16 protein-coding genes and 1 pseudogene are annotated in these 14,194 nt (G+C 64.1%); 2 read left to right on the forward strand and 15 right to left on the reverse strand.

What is annotated here, in order from left to right; translation table 11 throughout:
- The first annotated feature begins 1 nt into the window (after position 1).
- Both NHF53_RS14015 and NHF53_RS14020 read left to right on the forward strand, forming a co-directional pair.
- The gene (locus NHF53_RS14015; RefSeq protein ID WP_252834694.1) at positions 2-3,328 is read left to right on the forward strand and encodes an efflux RND transporter permease subunit; all 3,327 of its coding nucleotides are present in this window, start codon (positions 2-4) and stop codon (positions 3,326-3,328) included.
- Between the two features lie 396 nt (positions 3,329-3,724).
- A complete protein-coding gene (locus tag NHF53_RS14020) occupies positions 3,725-4,414 on the forward strand; it encodes a Crp/Fnr family transcriptional regulator (protein WP_170141787.1) in 690 nt (229 codons plus the stop codon).
- A 31-nt stretch (positions 4,415-4,445) separates the two neighbouring features.
- Here NHF53_RS14020 and ureG read toward each other — a convergent pair whose 3' ends face one another.
- The 15 genes and pseudogenes from ureG to NHF53_RS14095 form a co-directional block, all read right to left on the reverse strand.
- Positions 4,446-5,057: an urease accessory protein UreG gene (ureG, locus tag NHF53_RS14025; protein WP_114361182.1), complete on the reverse strand. Its 612-nt coding sequence runs from the start codon at positions 5,055-5,057 to the stop codon at positions 4,446-4,448.
- Complete coding sequence (locus tag NHF53_RS14030; RefSeq protein ID WP_252834695.1) at positions 5,054-5,491, reverse strand: DUF3995 domain-containing protein; 438 nt, start codon at positions 5,489-5,491, stop codon at positions 5,054-5,056. Before NHF53_RS14030 ends, ureG begins: the two co-directional genes overlap by 4 nt.
- Positions 5,488-6,159 carry an urease accessory protein UreF gene (locus NHF53_RS14035; protein ID WP_252834696.1) on the reverse strand — a complete coding sequence of 224 codons (672 nt, stop codon included), beginning with the start codon at positions 6,157-6,159 and terminating at the stop codon, positions 5,488-5,490. Before NHF53_RS14035 ends, NHF53_RS14030 begins: the two co-directional genes overlap by 4 nt.
- 6 nt (positions 6,160-6,165) lie before the next feature.
- A complete protein-coding gene (gene ureE, locus NHF53_RS14040) occupies positions 6,166-6,636 on the reverse strand; it encodes an urease accessory protein UreE (protein ID WP_114361180.1) in 471 nt (156 codons plus the stop codon).
- 161 nt (positions 6,637-6,797) lie between these two features.
- The gene (locus NHF53_RS14045) at positions 6,798-7,334 is read right to left on the reverse strand and encodes a peroxiredoxin (RefSeq protein ID WP_114361784.1); all 537 of its coding nucleotides are present in this window, start codon (positions 7,332-7,334) and stop codon (positions 6,798-6,800) included.
- Between the two features lie 204 nt (positions 7,335-7,538).
- Positions 7,539-9,251 carry an urease subunit alpha gene (gene ureC, locus NHF53_RS14050; RefSeq protein WP_252834697.1) on the reverse strand — a complete coding sequence of 571 codons (1,713 nt, stop codon included), beginning with the start codon at positions 9,249-9,251 and terminating at the stop codon, positions 7,539-7,541.
- 4 nt (positions 9,252-9,255) lie between these two features.
- Positions 9,256-9,906: a Urease operon accessory protein gene (locus NHF53_RS14055; protein ID WP_252834698.1), complete on the reverse strand. Its 651-nt coding sequence runs from the start codon at positions 9,904-9,906 to the stop codon at positions 9,256-9,258.
- Between the two features lie 4 nt (positions 9,907-9,910).
- On the reverse strand, positions 9,911-10,360 hold the full coding sequence (locus tag NHF53_RS14060) for a lysozyme inhibitor LprI family protein (protein WP_252834699.1): 450 nt from the start codon (positions 10,358-10,360) through the stop codon (positions 9,911-9,913).
- Between the two features lie 19 nt (positions 10,361-10,379).
- Positions 10,380-10,805, reverse strand: a complete 426-nt coding sequence (locus NHF53_RS14065) for a lysozyme inhibitor LprI family protein (protein WP_252834700.1) — start codon at positions 10,803-10,805, stop codon at positions 10,380-10,382.
- A 30-nt stretch (positions 10,806-10,835) separates the two neighbouring features.
- Positions 10,836-11,192: a GFA family protein gene (locus NHF53_RS14070; protein WP_252834701.1), complete on the reverse strand. Its 357-nt coding sequence runs from the start codon at positions 11,190-11,192 to the stop codon at positions 10,836-10,838.
- Complete coding sequence (locus tag NHF53_RS14075; RefSeq protein WP_114361175.1) at positions 11,192-11,497, reverse strand: urease subunit beta; 306 nt, start codon at positions 11,495-11,497, stop codon at positions 11,192-11,194. The genes NHF53_RS14070 and NHF53_RS14075 overlap by 1 nt, the downstream gene beginning before the upstream one ends.
- Positions 11,498-11,516: 19 nt before the next feature.
- Positions 11,517-11,819, reverse strand: a complete 303-nt coding sequence (locus tag NHF53_RS14080; protein WP_112688637.1) for an urease subunit gamma — start codon at positions 11,817-11,819, stop codon at positions 11,517-11,519.
- 26 nt (positions 11,820-11,845) lie between these two features.
- Positions 11,846-12,745 carry an urease accessory protein UreD gene (locus NHF53_RS14085; RefSeq protein WP_252834702.1) on the reverse strand — a complete coding sequence of 300 codons (900 nt, stop codon included), beginning with the start codon at positions 12,743-12,745 and terminating at the stop codon, positions 11,846-11,848.
- Positions 12,746-12,967: 222 nt separating this feature from the next.
- Positions 12,968-13,669 carry an urea ABC transporter ATP-binding subunit UrtE gene (urtE, locus tag NHF53_RS14090; protein ID WP_252834703.1) on the reverse strand — a complete coding sequence of 234 codons (702 nt, stop codon included), beginning with the start codon at positions 13,667-13,669 and terminating at the stop codon, positions 12,968-12,970.
- Positions 13,666-14,194: pseudogene (locus tag NHF53_RS14095) on the reverse strand (alpha/beta hydrolase); the annotation flags it as partial. The gene urtE and the pseudogene NHF53_RS14095, both read right to left, overlap by 4 nt.

Genomic DNA, 14,194 nt, shown 5'->3' on the forward strand with positions numbered 1-14,194 from the left:
CATGAATTTCTCTGCCTGGTCCATCCGCAATCCGATCGCACCTCTGCTTGGCTTCTTCCTGCTGATGGTGGTCGGCCTGCAGTCGTTCAATGCGCTGCCGGTCACACGCTTCCCCAACATCGACGTGCCTCTGGTGGCAATCACGGTCACGCAGAGCGGCGCCTCCCCCGCCGAACTCGAAGCGCAGGTGACGAAGGAGATCGAGGACGCCGTCGCCAGCATCACCGGCGTCGACGAGCTCACATCGACCGTCACCGACGGGCAGTCTCAGACAGTCGTCATGTTCCGCATGGAGGTCCAGACCGAGCAGGCGGTCCAGGATGTCAAGGATGCCATCGACCGCATCCGCGGCGATTTGCCGGCAACCGTCGACGAGCCGATCGTCTCGAAGATCGACGTCGAAGGTCAGGCGATCCAGACATTTGCGGTCTCTGCGCCCAACATGACGCTGGAGGAGCTTTCCTGGTTCGTCGACGACACGATCAAGCGCGCGCTGCAGGGACAGAGCGGCATCGGCCGCGTGGACCGTTACGGCGGCGCCGACCGGGAAATCCGGATCGAACTCAATCCGGATCGCCTGAACGCCTACGGCATCACCGCGGCCGACGTGAACCGGCAACTGCGCGGCACCAACCTCGATCTCGGCTCCGGCCGCGGACAGGTCGCGGGTGCGGAACAGACGATCCGCACGCTTGGCGACAGCCGCAATGTCGAGACGCTTTCCAACCGCATGATCGCGCTTTCGGGCGGCCGTTTCGTGCGCCTCGCCGACCTCGGCAAGATCGAGGACACCTACGAGGAACAAAAGTCGTTCTCCCGCTTCAACGGCACGCCGGTCGTCACCTTCGCGGTCTTCCGCGCCAAGGGTGCGAGCGAGGTCACAGTCGCGGAGACGGTTGCCAAGAGTCTCGACCAGGTCCGGGCGGAGAACCCGAATGTGCAGATCGAACTCATCAACGATTCCGTTTACTTCACCTATGGCAACTACGAAGCGGCGATGCACACGCTGCTCGAAGGCGCCATCCTCGCCGTCATCGTCGTCTTCCTGTTCCTGAGAAACTGGCGCGCGACGCTCATCTCGGCGATCGCGCTGCCGCTTTCGGCGATCCCGACCTTCTGGATCATGGATCTGATGGGGTTCTCGCTGAACCTTGTCAGCTTCCTGGCGCTTACGCTTGCGACCGGCATCCTCGTCGATGACGCGATCGTCGAGATCGAGAATATCGCCCGCCACATCAAGCTCGGCAAGACGCCCTACCGGGCGGCGATCGAGGCGGCGGACGAGATCGGGCTTGCGGTCATCGCCACGACCTTCACCATCATCGCCGTCTTCGTGCCGGTGTCGTTCATGCCGGGCATTCCCGGCCAGTACTTCATCCAGTTCGGCCTCACCGTCGCCTTCTCGGTCTTCTTCTCGCTGATGGTTGCCCGCCTCATTACGCCGCTGATGGCGGCGTACCTGATGCGGGCCGAAGACGCGATGGACGACCATGCCGACAACGACAGCGCCTTCATGAAAGGCTACACCCGGCTGGTTCGCGGCACGACCACCCATTGGTACTCGCGCTATGCGACGCTGCTCGGAGCCGTTCTGTTTCTCATTGCCTCGATGGCGCTGCTGTTTCAGGTCCCCGGCAGTTTCCTGCCACCGGAGGACGCCGGACGGATCGTGCTTTCGGTGGAGCTGCCGCCGAATGCTACGCTTGCCGAAACCGAGCGCAAGAGCGATGCGATCTACGAGGCCGTGAAGGACCTCGACGGGGTCGAGAGCGTCTTCGTGCTCGGTGGCGCCTCGCCGAAGGGCGAACTCGAACTGCGCCGCGCCACGGTGACCCTCAATCTGGTAAAGATCGAGCATTCGCTGCTGAAGACCCTCGTGAACAAGGGCATCGGCAACATTCCGCTCATCGGTTCCTATCTTCCCAAGATGTCCGTCGAAGGCCGCACACGCCCGCAATGGGACATCGAGCAGGAGGTCTTCGAGAAGGTGCAGCCGATCGCCGACGTGCGCGTTCTGAAGCTCAATGACCGCGGCGAGCGCGACATCTCGTTCAATTTCCTCTCCAAGGACGAGGAGGAATTGAACGCCGCCACCGGGCTGTTGGAGGCGAAGCTCCGGACTGTACCGCAACTCGCCAATGTCAGCGCGGAAGGCGCCCTGCCCCGCCCGGAATTGCAGATTCGGCCGCTCAACGACGAAGCCGCCCGCCTCGGCATCACGCCGCAACAGATTTCTGAGACGGTGCGTGTCGCAACGATCGGCGATACCGCCGCGGCGCTGTCGAAGATCTCGCTCGACAGCCGTCTGATCCCGATCCGCGTTCAGGCCTCTCTCGATCTGCGCAGCGACCTTGCAGCCATCCGCGCGATGAAGATCCAGACCGCGACCGGCGCCTCCGTGCCGCTCTCGACGGTCGCCGACATCGACTACTCGGAAGGCGTGAGCTCGATCAAGCGCAGCGATCGCCGGCGCGTGGTCACCATTGGTGCCGACCTGCCCCGCGGCGTGGCGCTCGACACGGCCTCCGCCGCCTTCCGCGAGGCGGTCGCGGAGACGAAAGTCCCCCCGACGGTGCGGCTTGCCGAAAGCGGCGACACCAAGGTGCAGAACGAGATGCAGCAGAGCTTCCTGAATGCCATGCTGCTCGGCCTATTGCTGGTGCTGACCGTGCTGATCTTGCTGTTCAAGGATGTCATCCAGCCCTTCACCATCCTGTTCTCGCTGCCGCTTGCGATCGGCGGCGTGGCGGTGGCGCTGATCATAACCGGCAATGCGCTTTCCATGCCCGTACTGATCGGCATTCTGATGCTGATGGGTATCGTCACGAAGAACGCGATCCTGCTCGTGGACTTCGCGATCGAAATGCGCAACCGCGGCATGAACCGCGTCGAGGCCATGGTGGAAGCCGGGCGCAAGCGCGCCCGGCCGATCATCATGACGTCGATCGCCATGTCCGCCGGCATGTTGCCGTCCGCCATGGGCGTCGGCGAGGGCGGTTCGTTCCGCGCCCCGATGGCGACCGCGGTGATCGGCGGCATCATCGTCTCCACCGCCCTCAGCCTGCTGGTCGTACCCGCTTTCTTCCTGATCATGGACGACCTGTCCCGCCTGCTCGGCTGGATCTTCGGCCGCCTCGTCGGCAGGAAGGAAGAGGAAAGCGAGACGCTGAGCCGCGAAGAGCTCAGCGAGCGCACCCGCAAGAACGACGAGGCTTTGGCTGCGATCGAACAACGCCTCTCCAGCATAGAGAAGCGCTCGTCCGGCGGCACGCCGGCGCCTGCGGATTCAAACAGGCTGGTGCCGATCCGCCCGCTCGCCGCCGAGTGAGGGTCGAGGCGCAACCGCAAACGGGAAGAGAGCCGGGAAACCGGCTCTTTTTCGTTGAGAAACAGGGCGTAACCGCCGCATTTTCGCAATTGCCTGCAGGGTGATTGATCGAAATCAAATCGTCATTTCCCGCCCTTGCTTATCTTGGCTCGTACTGGGGAATGAGTGCAGCGTAGGTCGTTTCCCGGGTTTTGGGAGTGAGCGTGGTCGACTGCGCGCCGCGGGTATTCCGTGGCCACGGAACGGCGGAGCGGACGGGAAAGACCATGGCCGAAGGCCGCCGATGGCGTGCGCCGTTCGGATCGAGACGACTCCCAGCAAAGCCGGATCAACGACCATCTCCCAAGAACCGGCAACGGGCCCTGCGTCTGCCACGCAAGGTCGGCAGGAATGGTGATACCTGTGAACAAGACATTGAAGCTGAACACACGCGACAAGAACATTTTGCTGAAGAGTTCCTTCATGGAGCCACTCGGCCCTGCATCGATGGCGCGGATGCTCGACCTTGCGACCGTCACCAGTTTCGAGGCCCGCGACATCCTCTTCCGCGAAGGTGAGGTGGCGGAATACTTCTACTGCGTCCTCACCGGCTATATTCGCCTCTACCGCCTGAACAGGGACGGTCGGGAGGCCGACATCCGGATCTGCGGACCGGGAGACACCTTCGCCGAATGCCTGCTCTCCTGCGGTGATCGCTACCTCTACAACGCCCAGGCGGCGGAAAACGTCATGGTGGCGCGTTTCGAGCTACAGAAGGTGCGGCAGCTCGCCGAGCAGGAAAAGGACGTGGCGAAGGCCGTGATCCAATGCCTGTCAGCGCATCTGCGCAGCAGCATGGACTGCATCGCCAACGACCGGCTGCAGACGGCGCCGCAGCGCGTCGCCCACTACCTGCTCGACAACTGCCCGGAGGACGGCAGCTCCGCCTCGATCCGCCTGCCATTCCAGAAGAGCCTGCTCGCCGGCAAGCTCGGGCTGGCTCCCGAGGCCCTGTCGCGTGCCTTCTCGTCGCTCCGCCGGGCGGGCGTGACGGTCCGCGGGCGCATCATCCAGATCAACGACATCGGCGCGCTGAAACAGATCTGAACCGGGACCTGTCAGGCACGACAGCCGGCGGTCAGAGGCCGCCGGTTTGTTTGATGAACTGCACGATATCCTCGACGCCCGCTCCTCGCTTCATGTCGGAGAAGACATAAGGCTTGGCGTTGCGCATCCGGTGTGCGTCACGATCCATCACGTCCAGATCGACCTCGACGTAAGGGGCGAGATCCTTCTTGTTGATCACCAGGAGGTCCGAGCGGGTAATGCCCGGTCCGCCCTTGCGCGGGATTTCCTCGCCCTGGCAGACCGAGATCACATAGATCGTCAGGTCGGCGAGATCGGGCGAGAATGTCGCCGCCAGATTGTCGCCGCCCGATTCGATGAAGACGACATCGAGATCGGGAAAGCGGCGATTGAGGTCGGCGATCGCCTGCAGGTTGATCGTCGCATCCTCGCGGATCGCGGTATGCGGACAGCCACCGGTCTCGACGCCGACCACGCGGTCGGAGGAGAGCGCCTGCATGCGCACGAGCGCATCGGCATCCTCGCGCGTATAGATGTCGTTGGTGACGACGGCGACGGAATAGTCTCCCCTCAGCGCCTTGCAGAGCTTTTCGGTGAGCGCGGTCTTGCCGGAACCCACAGGGCCTCCGATACCGATGCGCAAGGGTCCGTTTGCCGATTTCATGCCATGGTTCCTGTTGCAAGAAGAGTGAAGCCCGCGCCGATCACGAGACAGAGCGGCCCATAGTAGCGCCGGTCGAGCCTCGCGAAAGGCTGCTGCGGAACCCGCATCCGCCACGCGGGCAGATAGGCGGCGACACCGCGGGCAAGAAAGACGAAAGCAAGGACCATGCCAGCGGATGTGAGCGACCAGCCCCCGAGCGGCCAGACGCACAGGGAGGCAAGGGCCAGCGCAACATAGGCGGCGAAGGCGAGCGCAACCGCAACCAGCACGGCGGCCGCCGGCGGCGGCATGTGTTCCTGTCCCTTGAAGCCGACCACCATCCGCACGAGCTCCCGCTCGCTCGCGGCCGGAAAGGTAGAGCCCGCGGCCCAGGCAAGATGCAGCGCCGCGATCGCCAGAAGCACGACGGCGAGGAGAACGGCGAGCGCGGTCATGATAGGAACAGCCTCGAATGTTGGGTCTCATGCCTGAGGCTCATCTGATCGGCGATCAGCGTTGCGCTGCCGAGATCGTCGAGGCTGGATGAAGCAGCCCTCCCGGCCTCGTCGGCGATGACGTCCTCGATCCGCGAGAGCAGCGTGACGCCCCGGCTCTGCCCGAGGACGCCGAGACGGATCGCTGCCGAAACGAGTTGCGAGACGGCGGCGTGAAGAAAGGCGGAAAGCGTCTCTGCAAGGCCGACGCCGTTCGATGCGGCGACGGCGCCGATGGCGACGCTGTAGGCCGTCTCGTCGCCAAGCACTTCCGGAACCGCACCGGGCCAGGCGCTCGCGGCCGCAAGAAAGGCGCCGCCCTGCCGGGAGATTTCGAGATGCCGTTCGGCCGATCCGGCGAGCGCCGCCGCTAGCTCCGTCACCGCCCGCAGGCGTTCATCGTCCTCGACGGAGCGGTAGGCCTCGGCGAGCAGCACCGCGTCGTTACGCAGGCTGCCACAGCGAAGCAGAGTGACGAGCCAGTCCTCCAGCGCCTCGGCCGACGATACGTGTCCCGACTGGACCGCGGCCTCGAGCCCACCGGAATAGGCAAAGCCGCCCACCGGGAAGGCCGGAGAAAGCCAGGCCATGAGCCGCAACAGGGCCTGCACTGCGGAGGCTTCACGCATCGGCGCTCATTCGCGTCCGCCATGGGCATGGCCGTGGTTGTCGCCGTGGGTGTGATAGGCGCCTCGCATCGGCTGGAACGCTTCGACGATCTCCACCACCCTCGCCCCGAGCAGCTCGATCATCTCCCGGATCACCCGGTCGCGCAGGATGAGGATGCGATCCGCCTCAATCTGCGCCGACATGTGCCGGTTGCCGAGATGCCAGGCGAGTTCCGCCAGATGAAGCGGGTCGCGCGGAACGATCTCGTAGAGAGGCTCCTTCGCCGCCCGGATTTCCACCTGGTCGCCATTGTCGAGGACCAACCGGTCGCCGTCGCCGAAGACAACCGGTTCCTTGAGGTCCAGCATGACCATGTCGCCGTCGGTGAGATGAAGAAGCTTCCGCCTCAGGTGCCGCTCGTCATGCGCAAGCACCACCGTGCCGATGGGAAGAGCGGCCGATGTGCCGGCCGAGAGATAGGTCGTGATACGCTGCATGGCTAATCCGAACTGACTATCCCGGGAAAATGCAGAATTTGAGCGTCAACGGCAACACTGAAGTTGTAATCACAATTAGTGATAGCACATCTTGTCGCTACACACCAAAAAGGGCGCCGACCAGCCGGACGACGCCCTCGAAACGAGAGAACGCGAAAGCCTTACGCGGCCTTCTTCTCCTGGAGCTTGGCCAGAATGTTCTGCGGCGAAGAAACGCCGTAGGGATCGCTCTCGCAATTGTCCGAATAGCCTTCTTCCTCGAACCACTGCTCGACCAGGCCATCATTGATGATGGCGGCGTAGCGCCAGGAGCGCATGCCGAAACCGAGATTATCCTTGCGGACCAGCATGCCCATCTTGCGGGTGAACTCGCCGGAACCGTCGGGGATCAGCTTGACGTTTTCGAGGTTCTGCGACTTGCCCCAGGCGTTCATCACGAAGGCGTCGTTGACGGAGATGCAGTAGATCTCGTCGATGCCTTCGGCCTTGAACTCGTTGTACATCTTCTCGAAGTCGGGAAGCTGGTAGGTCGAGCAGGTCGGGGTGAAGGCACCCGGCAGGGAGAACAGGATGACCCGCTTGCCCTTGAAGTAGTCGTCCGAGGTGACGTCCTGCCAACGATAAGGGTTCGGACCGCCGACGGACTCGTCACGGACGCGGGTACGGAAGGTGACCTGGGGCACTTTCTTGCCGATCAGCATAGCAATCTCCTTGCATGGGAAACACGGTAGCCGGTTCCATACGGGATGGAGCACCGGACTTGCGAATTAGAACTAGCCTAAAATCGGTTGCGACGCAGTATGAAACATCGTCGCAGGACGGATGCATGGCTGGATTGCAAGAAACGCATAGCAGAAACGCCGCCGATCGGCACTTCTGCACAACGCTTGGTCAGGCTGCCGTCAGAACAGGAAATACCGCTGCGCCATCGGCAGTTTCGTCGCCGGCTCGCAGGTGAGCAACTCGCCGTCGGCGCGCACTTCGTAGGTTTCCGGATCGACTTCGATCTCCGGCGTCAGGTCGTTATGGATCATCGACGCCTTGGAAATGCCGCCGCGCGTGTTCTTGACCGCCACCAACTGCTTGGCGACGCCGAGCCTGTTTGCAAGCCCGGCATCGAGCGAGGCCTGGGAAACGAAGGTGACGGAGGAATTGGTCCGCGCCTTGCCGTAGGCGCCGAACATCGGCCGGTAATGCACCGGCTGCGGCGTCGGGATCGAGGCGTTCGGATCGCCCATCGGGGCGGCGACGATCGTCCCGCCCATCAGCACCATGTCCGGCTTGACGCCGAAGAAGGCGGGATTCCAGAGGACGAGGTCGGCCCGCTTGCCGATCTCAACGGACCCGATCTCGTGGCTGACGCCGTGGGCGATCGCCGGATTGATCGTGTACTTGGCGATGTAGCGCTTCACCCGGGCGTTGTCGTTGTCGCCGGTCTCCTGCGGCAGCCGCCCGCGCTGGCGCTTCATCTTGTCGGCGGTCTGCCACGTGCGGATCGCCACCTCTCCGACGCGGCCCATGGCCTGGCTGTCGGACGAGATGATCGAGAAGGCACCGATGTCGTGCAGGATGTCTTCCGCCGCGATCGTTTCCTTGCGGATGCGGCTTTCGGCAAAGGCGATGTCCTCCGGGATCGACGCCGATAGGTGATGGCACACCATCAGCATGTCGAGGTGCTCGGCGATCGTGTTGACCGTATAGGGCCGCGTCGGATTGGTCGAAGACGGGATGACGTTCGCCTGCCCGCAGATGCGGATGATGTCGGGCGCATGCCCGCCGCCTGCCCCTTCGGTGTGGAAGGCGTGGATGGTCCGGCCCTTGATGGCACCGATCGAATCCTCGACGAAGCCCGACTCGTTCAGCGTGTCGGTGTGGATCATCACCTGCACGTCGTACTGGTCGGCGACCGAGAGGCAGCAATCGATCGCCGCCGGCGTCGTTCCCCAGTCCTCATGCAGTTTCAGCGACGAGGCCCCGCCCAGCACCATCTCTTCGAGCGCCCCCGGCAGCGAGGCATTGCCCTTGCCGGCGAAGGCGAGGTTCATCGGGAAGGCATCCGCCGCCTCGATCATCCGCGCGATGTGCCAGGGCCCGGGCGTGCAGGTGGTGGCGAGCGTCCCGTGGGCCGGTCCGGTGCCGCCCCCGAGCATGCAGGTGATGCCGGACATCAGCGCCTCCTCGATCTGCTGCGGGCAGATAAAGTGGATGTGGCTGTCCATGCCGCCGGCGGTGACGATCTTGCCCTCGCCGGCGATCGCTTCGGTTCCCGGCCCGACGATGATCGTGACGTCCGGCTGGGTATCCGGGTTACCGGCCTTGCCGATCGCGACGATGCGCCCGTCTTTCAGCCCGATGTCCGCCTTGACGATGCCCCAGTGATCGACGATCAGCGCATTGGTGATGACCGTGTCGACGGCACCCGCCGCGCGCGTCACCTGGCTCTGGCCCATGCCGTCGCGGATAACCTTGCCGCCGCCGAATTTCACCTCGTCGCCGTAGGTTGTGAAGTCCTTCTCGACCTCGACGAAGAGTTCGGTATCGGCGAGCCGCACCTTGTCGCCGGTCGTCGGACCGAACATCGAGGCGTAGGCGGCGCGGGACATCTTGTAGGACATCGGATCAGGCTCCTTCCGGGGGAGAGATGAAATTGGTCTGCGGCAGGCGGCTGAGCCTGCCCGCTGCAATGTAGGAATCCACGAGACGCCGCTCGGCGGCGAAGGGATGGCCATCCCAGCCTTCATGCGAAAAACCGGTCAGGGCGACGGCATCACCGGCCTCTTCGGCCTGCGCAAGGATGCTTGCGACGACGACCATGCCGCTGCTCGGAACGACATAGTCGCCCGCATCGAACGGCACGAGCGCAGCGTCGACGGCTTCGTGCACAGACCGGGAGATGACCGCGTGGGTCTTGCCGGCGTCATTCGCGAAGGCCGCAAGCGCATCGGTATAATCGTCGCAAAAGTCCCCAAGCTCCGGATGGGTCGCCATCAACGCTGGACGAAGCTCCCGGAACTTCTCCGGATCGCGGACCGACCAGATTTCCCGGCAGTCGTTCACCGGCTGGCTCGCTCGCCATTCGGGCGAGGAGAGCATCATGAGCGGCGGCCTGCCGGTGTTGCAGACGGCGACCACATCCGTGCGCGTGCCTCCGGCTCCGAAGGTGCGACACTCGTTGAAGCGGATGACGAGGTCGGCCGCGTCGATGACCGGGGCAAGCCCGGGCTCGATCTCGCCATTGCCGACAATCACGATCTGCTGTGCTCTCGCCACGACGTCAATTCTCCGGAGGTTCGCCGAGCGCGTCGAGCTCGCCACGCCGCACGCGGGTCAGCTCGAGCCGGCAGGAAATGTCGTGCAGCGCCGCCTGCGAGCCGCCGCGCCAGCTCCAGCTGTCGACTTCACATTTGCGGTCGCGATAGGCGATCCAGGTGCGCTGCGCGTCCGTCAGCGCCTCCAGATAGCCGGTAGCATAGCCCTCGACCTTGCCCTCCCGCTCACCGATCACCCTGCGCGCCTGCTGATAGGCGGCGTTCAACCTGGCATCCTCGCGGGCGAGTTCGCTCTCGGCACATTCCGCAAGCTCCACCGTGTCGAGGATCTCGTCGCACGCCTCGGATACATCCACCTGCGCGAAGGCGGCAGCCGGCGCAAGGCAGATTAACGCCAGCGCCGCCGCGACCTGCAGCGACGACGACGTCAACCGGAAGAGGAAAAGCGCGCGCATCGGGCCAGTTACACTCCTGCTAATTCTCGACCATGTTTTTCAGCTCTTCGGTCCGCTTGCGGGTAAGGTCGGCAAGGCAGGAAGAAACGATCATCGGATACATGCTTCCGCCCCAGACGCTGTAGCCGACGGCGTCGCACTGATTGTCGCGGTACTGGATCCATGCGCGCTGCGCACCGACCAGCGACTCGACCGCGCCCTTGTTCTCGGCATCGAGCTCGGCATCCCAGTCGGCCATCACCTTCTTGGTCTTGGCCCACTGGGCATTCAGCTCCTTGTCGGCCTTCTCGTAATCCTGCTGCGAGCAGACATTCATGTCGAACTGGGTCATCGCGTTTTCGCAATCGACCTCGGGCTCATCCTCGGCCGCCGCCGGCGCGGCGAAAGCGAGGCCGGAGAGAAGGACCGCTGCAACACCGCGGCAGGAAAATATCGAAAAACTCATGACTGTTGAAAACCCCGGCTGAAAATGCAGTTAGACCGACGCGCCGTCAAAAGCCTGCGACGGAAGCGAGCGGGCATCGACACCGTCGAGCGTATTGACGTTCACCGCCACCATCTCCTCGCCGTCGGGCGTCGTCCCGAAGGAGAAACTCTGAATGCCGCAGGTCTTGCAGAACAGATGATGGATCAGGTGCTTGTTGAACTGGTATTCGGTGAGATTGCCTTCGCCGGAGTTCAGCGTGAAGGCCTCTCGCGGAACAAAGGCCAATACCGATCCGAGACGCCGGCAGCGCGAGCAGTTGCACACGATCGTGTGCCCGAGATCGACGTCGACGTCGAAATCCACCGCGCCGCACTGGCAACTTCCGTGATAATGCAAAACCGCCATCAGAGTGCTCCCATGACCTTCTGGCGAAAACCGTAGACCTCGCGCTTGCCCGAAAGCGGGATCAGCGTGACCTGCCGGGTCTGGCCCGGCTCGAAGCGCACAGCCGTTCCGGCCGGAATATCGAGCCGCATGCCCCTTGCCTTCTCGCGATCGAAGGAAAGGCCGGCATTGGCCTCGAAGAAGTGATAGTGGCTGCCGACCTGCACCGGCCGGTCGCCTGTGTTGGACACCTCGACCGTCACCGTCGGAAGGCCGGCATTCAGTTCGATTTCGCCTTTTGCGGCAATGATTTCACCGGGGATCATGAATCAGTCCTCCAACGACTTAACGTATCGGTTCATGCACGGTCACGAGCTTCGTGCCGTCCGGGAAAGTCGCCTCGACCTGAACGTCGTGGATCATCTCGGCGATGCCCTCCATCACCTGGTCGCGGGTGATCACGTGCGCCCCCGCCTCCATGAGGTCGGCGACCGAACGTCCATCGCGCGCGCCTTCCACCACGAAGTCGGTGATGAGCGCGATCGCTTCCGGATAGTTGAGCTTCACCCCCCGTTCGAGCCGGCGGCGCGCCACCATGGCGGCCATGGCGATCAGGAGTTTGTCTTTTTCTCTCGGCGTGAGGTTCATGCCCGCTCCACTCTTCTTGACGACTGTCAGAGATTCCAGACTTTCGGCATAGTTGCGCTTCCGCGCAAGGCCGAAACGACTGGAACCAGTTTTTGTCTGAGCTGGAAGCCGTCGGCAGCGGTCATCCGCACGACGAGCTTGCCGTCCCACTGGCTCGCACCGCCCGAGCCGTCACCGAGGATCGCGCGCACCTGCGGTAGCAGCGCCTCCGCGAGCGGCCCGACATAGAGCACGGTGGCAAAGGCGAGAGCACCACCGAGGATCGCGCGCACCTGCGGTAGCAGCGCCTCCGCGAGCGGCCCGACATAGAGCACGGTGGCAAAGGCGAGAGCACCACCGAGAACCGCGTTCGAGGCGGTCAACCCCGCGATGTCGTCGTCGAGCCGGAGTTCCTCGGCATGGAGAAGCCGCCCGCCGCGACGGATGCGCCAGCGGTCCCGCAGGAGGCCGCGGGAAACGGCCTCCCCCATCGCCTTGCGCCCGAGCAGCACGGCCTCGACGGCGATGAATTCAGTGTCCTCGTCGAGATCGACATCCAATCGCCGGGTCAGCGACGCATTGTCGAAAAGGATCGTCTCCTGCGGCAGCCAGTGGACCTTGGCACCGGCGGCGACGGTGATCCGCGTCTCGACGGCGGCAGTTCCGAACGAGGCCTTGTAGATCTTTTCACAAGCCTGCGTCGTTGCTGTCACGAAAGTGCCGGGGCCGGCGGCGACCGACCAGTCCATACGGTCGCCGCCCGTCAGGCCGCCGCCGGTGTTGATGAATACGGCCTCCATCTCGGCGGAAAAGGTCTCGGGCAGCCGGATCTTGGCCGCCCCTTCCTGGTAGAGCTCGGCGAGGCGCGTGCGGCCGCCGAGCAGCTTCGCTGCAACATGCCCGCGGCCCCACGCCCTTTGCTGTCGGTCCTGCACCAATGCCGTCAAGCTTCCCTCGTCTCCGCTGTCCTGCCGCCGTCCCGGAGCCTTCTCGGCCCGGCGACGGCAAGGAAAGCAAGTTCCGTGCCTTCCCGACCGAGCCGTCGAAGCCATCTGCAGACACACCGCCCGCGGGATGCGCCGCGGACAGGAAACCCGTCCTGCCCTCCCGGCGGGCAATATCACTGCCCAATTTCTGGGCAGCCGTGCATCCCCTTGACCTGACCTCCGTCAGACCGTCAGGTGCCGGCGGACATCGGCCGAGTCGAGCGTCTCGGCCGCGCCCTCGTGTACGATCTCACCGCGATCCATGATGTAGACGTAGTCGGCAAGCTCCCGGCAGAAATCAAGATACTGTTCGACAAGCAGGATCGCCATGCCGGTCGAGTCCCTGAGATAGCGGATGGCACGGCCGATATCCTTGATGATCGACGGCTGGATGCCCTCTGTCGGCTCGTCGAGCACGAGAAGGCGCGGCCGCATGACGAGGGCCCGCCCGATCGCCAGCTGCTGCTGCTGCCCGCCGGAAAGATCGCCGCCACGCCGTCCGAGCATGGATTGCAGCACGGGAAACAGGCTGAAGATGTCATCCGGAATGAAGCGGTCCTTGCGGACGAGCGGCGCATAACCGGTTTCGAGGTTTTCCTTCACCGTCAGCAGCGGAAAAATCTCCCGCCCCTGCGGTACGTAGCCGACGCCGAGCTTGGCGCGCTGATAGGGCGCCATGTTGTTCATCGTTTTTTCGGCGAACCGGATCTCGCCCGCCGACGCCGGATGCTGGCCGGTGATCGCCCGCAACAGCGAGGACTTGCCCACCCCGTTGCGGCCGAGCACGCAGGTGATCTTGCCCATCGGTGCAACGAGACTAACGCCGCGAAGAGCCTGCGCGGCACCGTAGTGGAGGTTGACGTTGTCGACGACGAGTTCGCTCACCGTGCTTTCTCCTCGATGAAACTCTGGATGGCGGAGAAGAGCTCCGCATTGTGGCCGATCCAGACGTGACCGCCGGTCGGGTAGAGGATCAGCCTTGCGCCCGCTACGCGGTCGGCGATGTAGCGCGCAGCGTCGGCGGTCAGGTAGCGGTCGTCTTCGACCGAGATGGCGAGCGTCGGTGCCGTGATCGCCTCCAGCGGCATCGGCTGGGGATCGCCTGCCAGCCGCATGTCGTTCAGAAGTCCCTGCGCCCGCTCGCTGACTGGCAGGATCGCATCGAGAATCGCCTGCACGCGGCTGCGCTCGTCCGGCGTGGCAGCGGCAAACAGAGCCGGATCCGTCGCCAGGACCGAGCCGATCATCAGGTCGGGCATCGCCGACATGGCCGCCCAGAACAGGAAGTCCGACCCGAGCGCCGCCTCGACCAGGTGTTCCTGACCGGGCGACCATGGGCGTGCCGGCGGCCGGTTGGGAGCATAGGCCGCCGGCACGACCGGGATCAGCGCAGCACAACGATCCGGGTGG

This window comes from Ciceribacter sp. RN22 (assembly GCF_024054295.1).
Classification (GTDB): Bacteria; Pseudomonadota; Alphaproteobacteria; order Rhizobiales; family Rhizobiaceae; genus Allorhizobium; species Allorhizobium lividum.

Bases quoted from the DNA above. Each gene is read 5' to 3' on its own strand.
- NHF53_RS14065 (WP_252834700.1), bottom strand. From the start codon at position 10,805: ATGAGTTTTTCGATATTTTCCTGCCGCGGTGTTGCAGCGGTCCTTCTC.
- NHF53_RS14035 (WP_252834696.1), bottom strand. From the start codon at position 6,159: ATGCGTGAAGCCTCCGCAGTGCAGGCCCTGTTGCGGCTCATGGCCTGG.
- NHF53_RS14080 (WP_112688637.1), bottom strand. From the start codon at position 11,819: ATGAACCTCACGCCGAGAGAAAAAGACAAACTCCTGATCGCCATGGCC.
- ureG (WP_114361182.1), bottom strand. From the start codon at position 5,057: ATGAAATCGGCAAACGGACCCTTGCGCATCGGTATCGGAGGCCCTGTG.
- NHF53_RS14070 (WP_252834701.1), bottom strand. From the start codon at position 11,192: ATGGCGGTTTTGCATTATCACGGAAGTTGCCAGTGCGGCGCGGTGGAT.
- NHF53_RS14060 (WP_252834699.1), bottom strand. From the start codon at position 10,360: ATGCGCGCGCTTTTCCTCTTCCGGTTGACGTCGTCGTCGCTGCAGGTC.
- NHF53_RS14030 (WP_252834695.1), bottom strand. From the start codon at position 5,491: ATGACCGCGCTCGCCGTTCTCCTCGCCGTCGTGCTTCTGGCGATCGCG.
- ureE (WP_114361180.1), bottom strand. From the start codon at position 6,636: ATGCAGCGTATCACGACCTATCTCTCGGCCGGCACATCGGCCGCTCTT.
- NHF53_RS14015 (WP_252834694.1), top strand. From the start codon at position 2: ATGAATTTCTCTGCCTGGTCCATCCGCAATCCGATCGCACCTCTGCTT.
- ureC (WP_252834697.1), bottom strand. From the start codon at position 9,251: ATGTCCTACAAGATGTCCCGCGCCGCCTACGCCTCGATGTTCGGTCCG.
- NHF53_RS14075 (WP_114361175.1), bottom strand. From the start codon at position 11,497: ATGATCCCCGGTGAAATCATTGCCGCAAAAGGCGAAATCGAACTGAAT.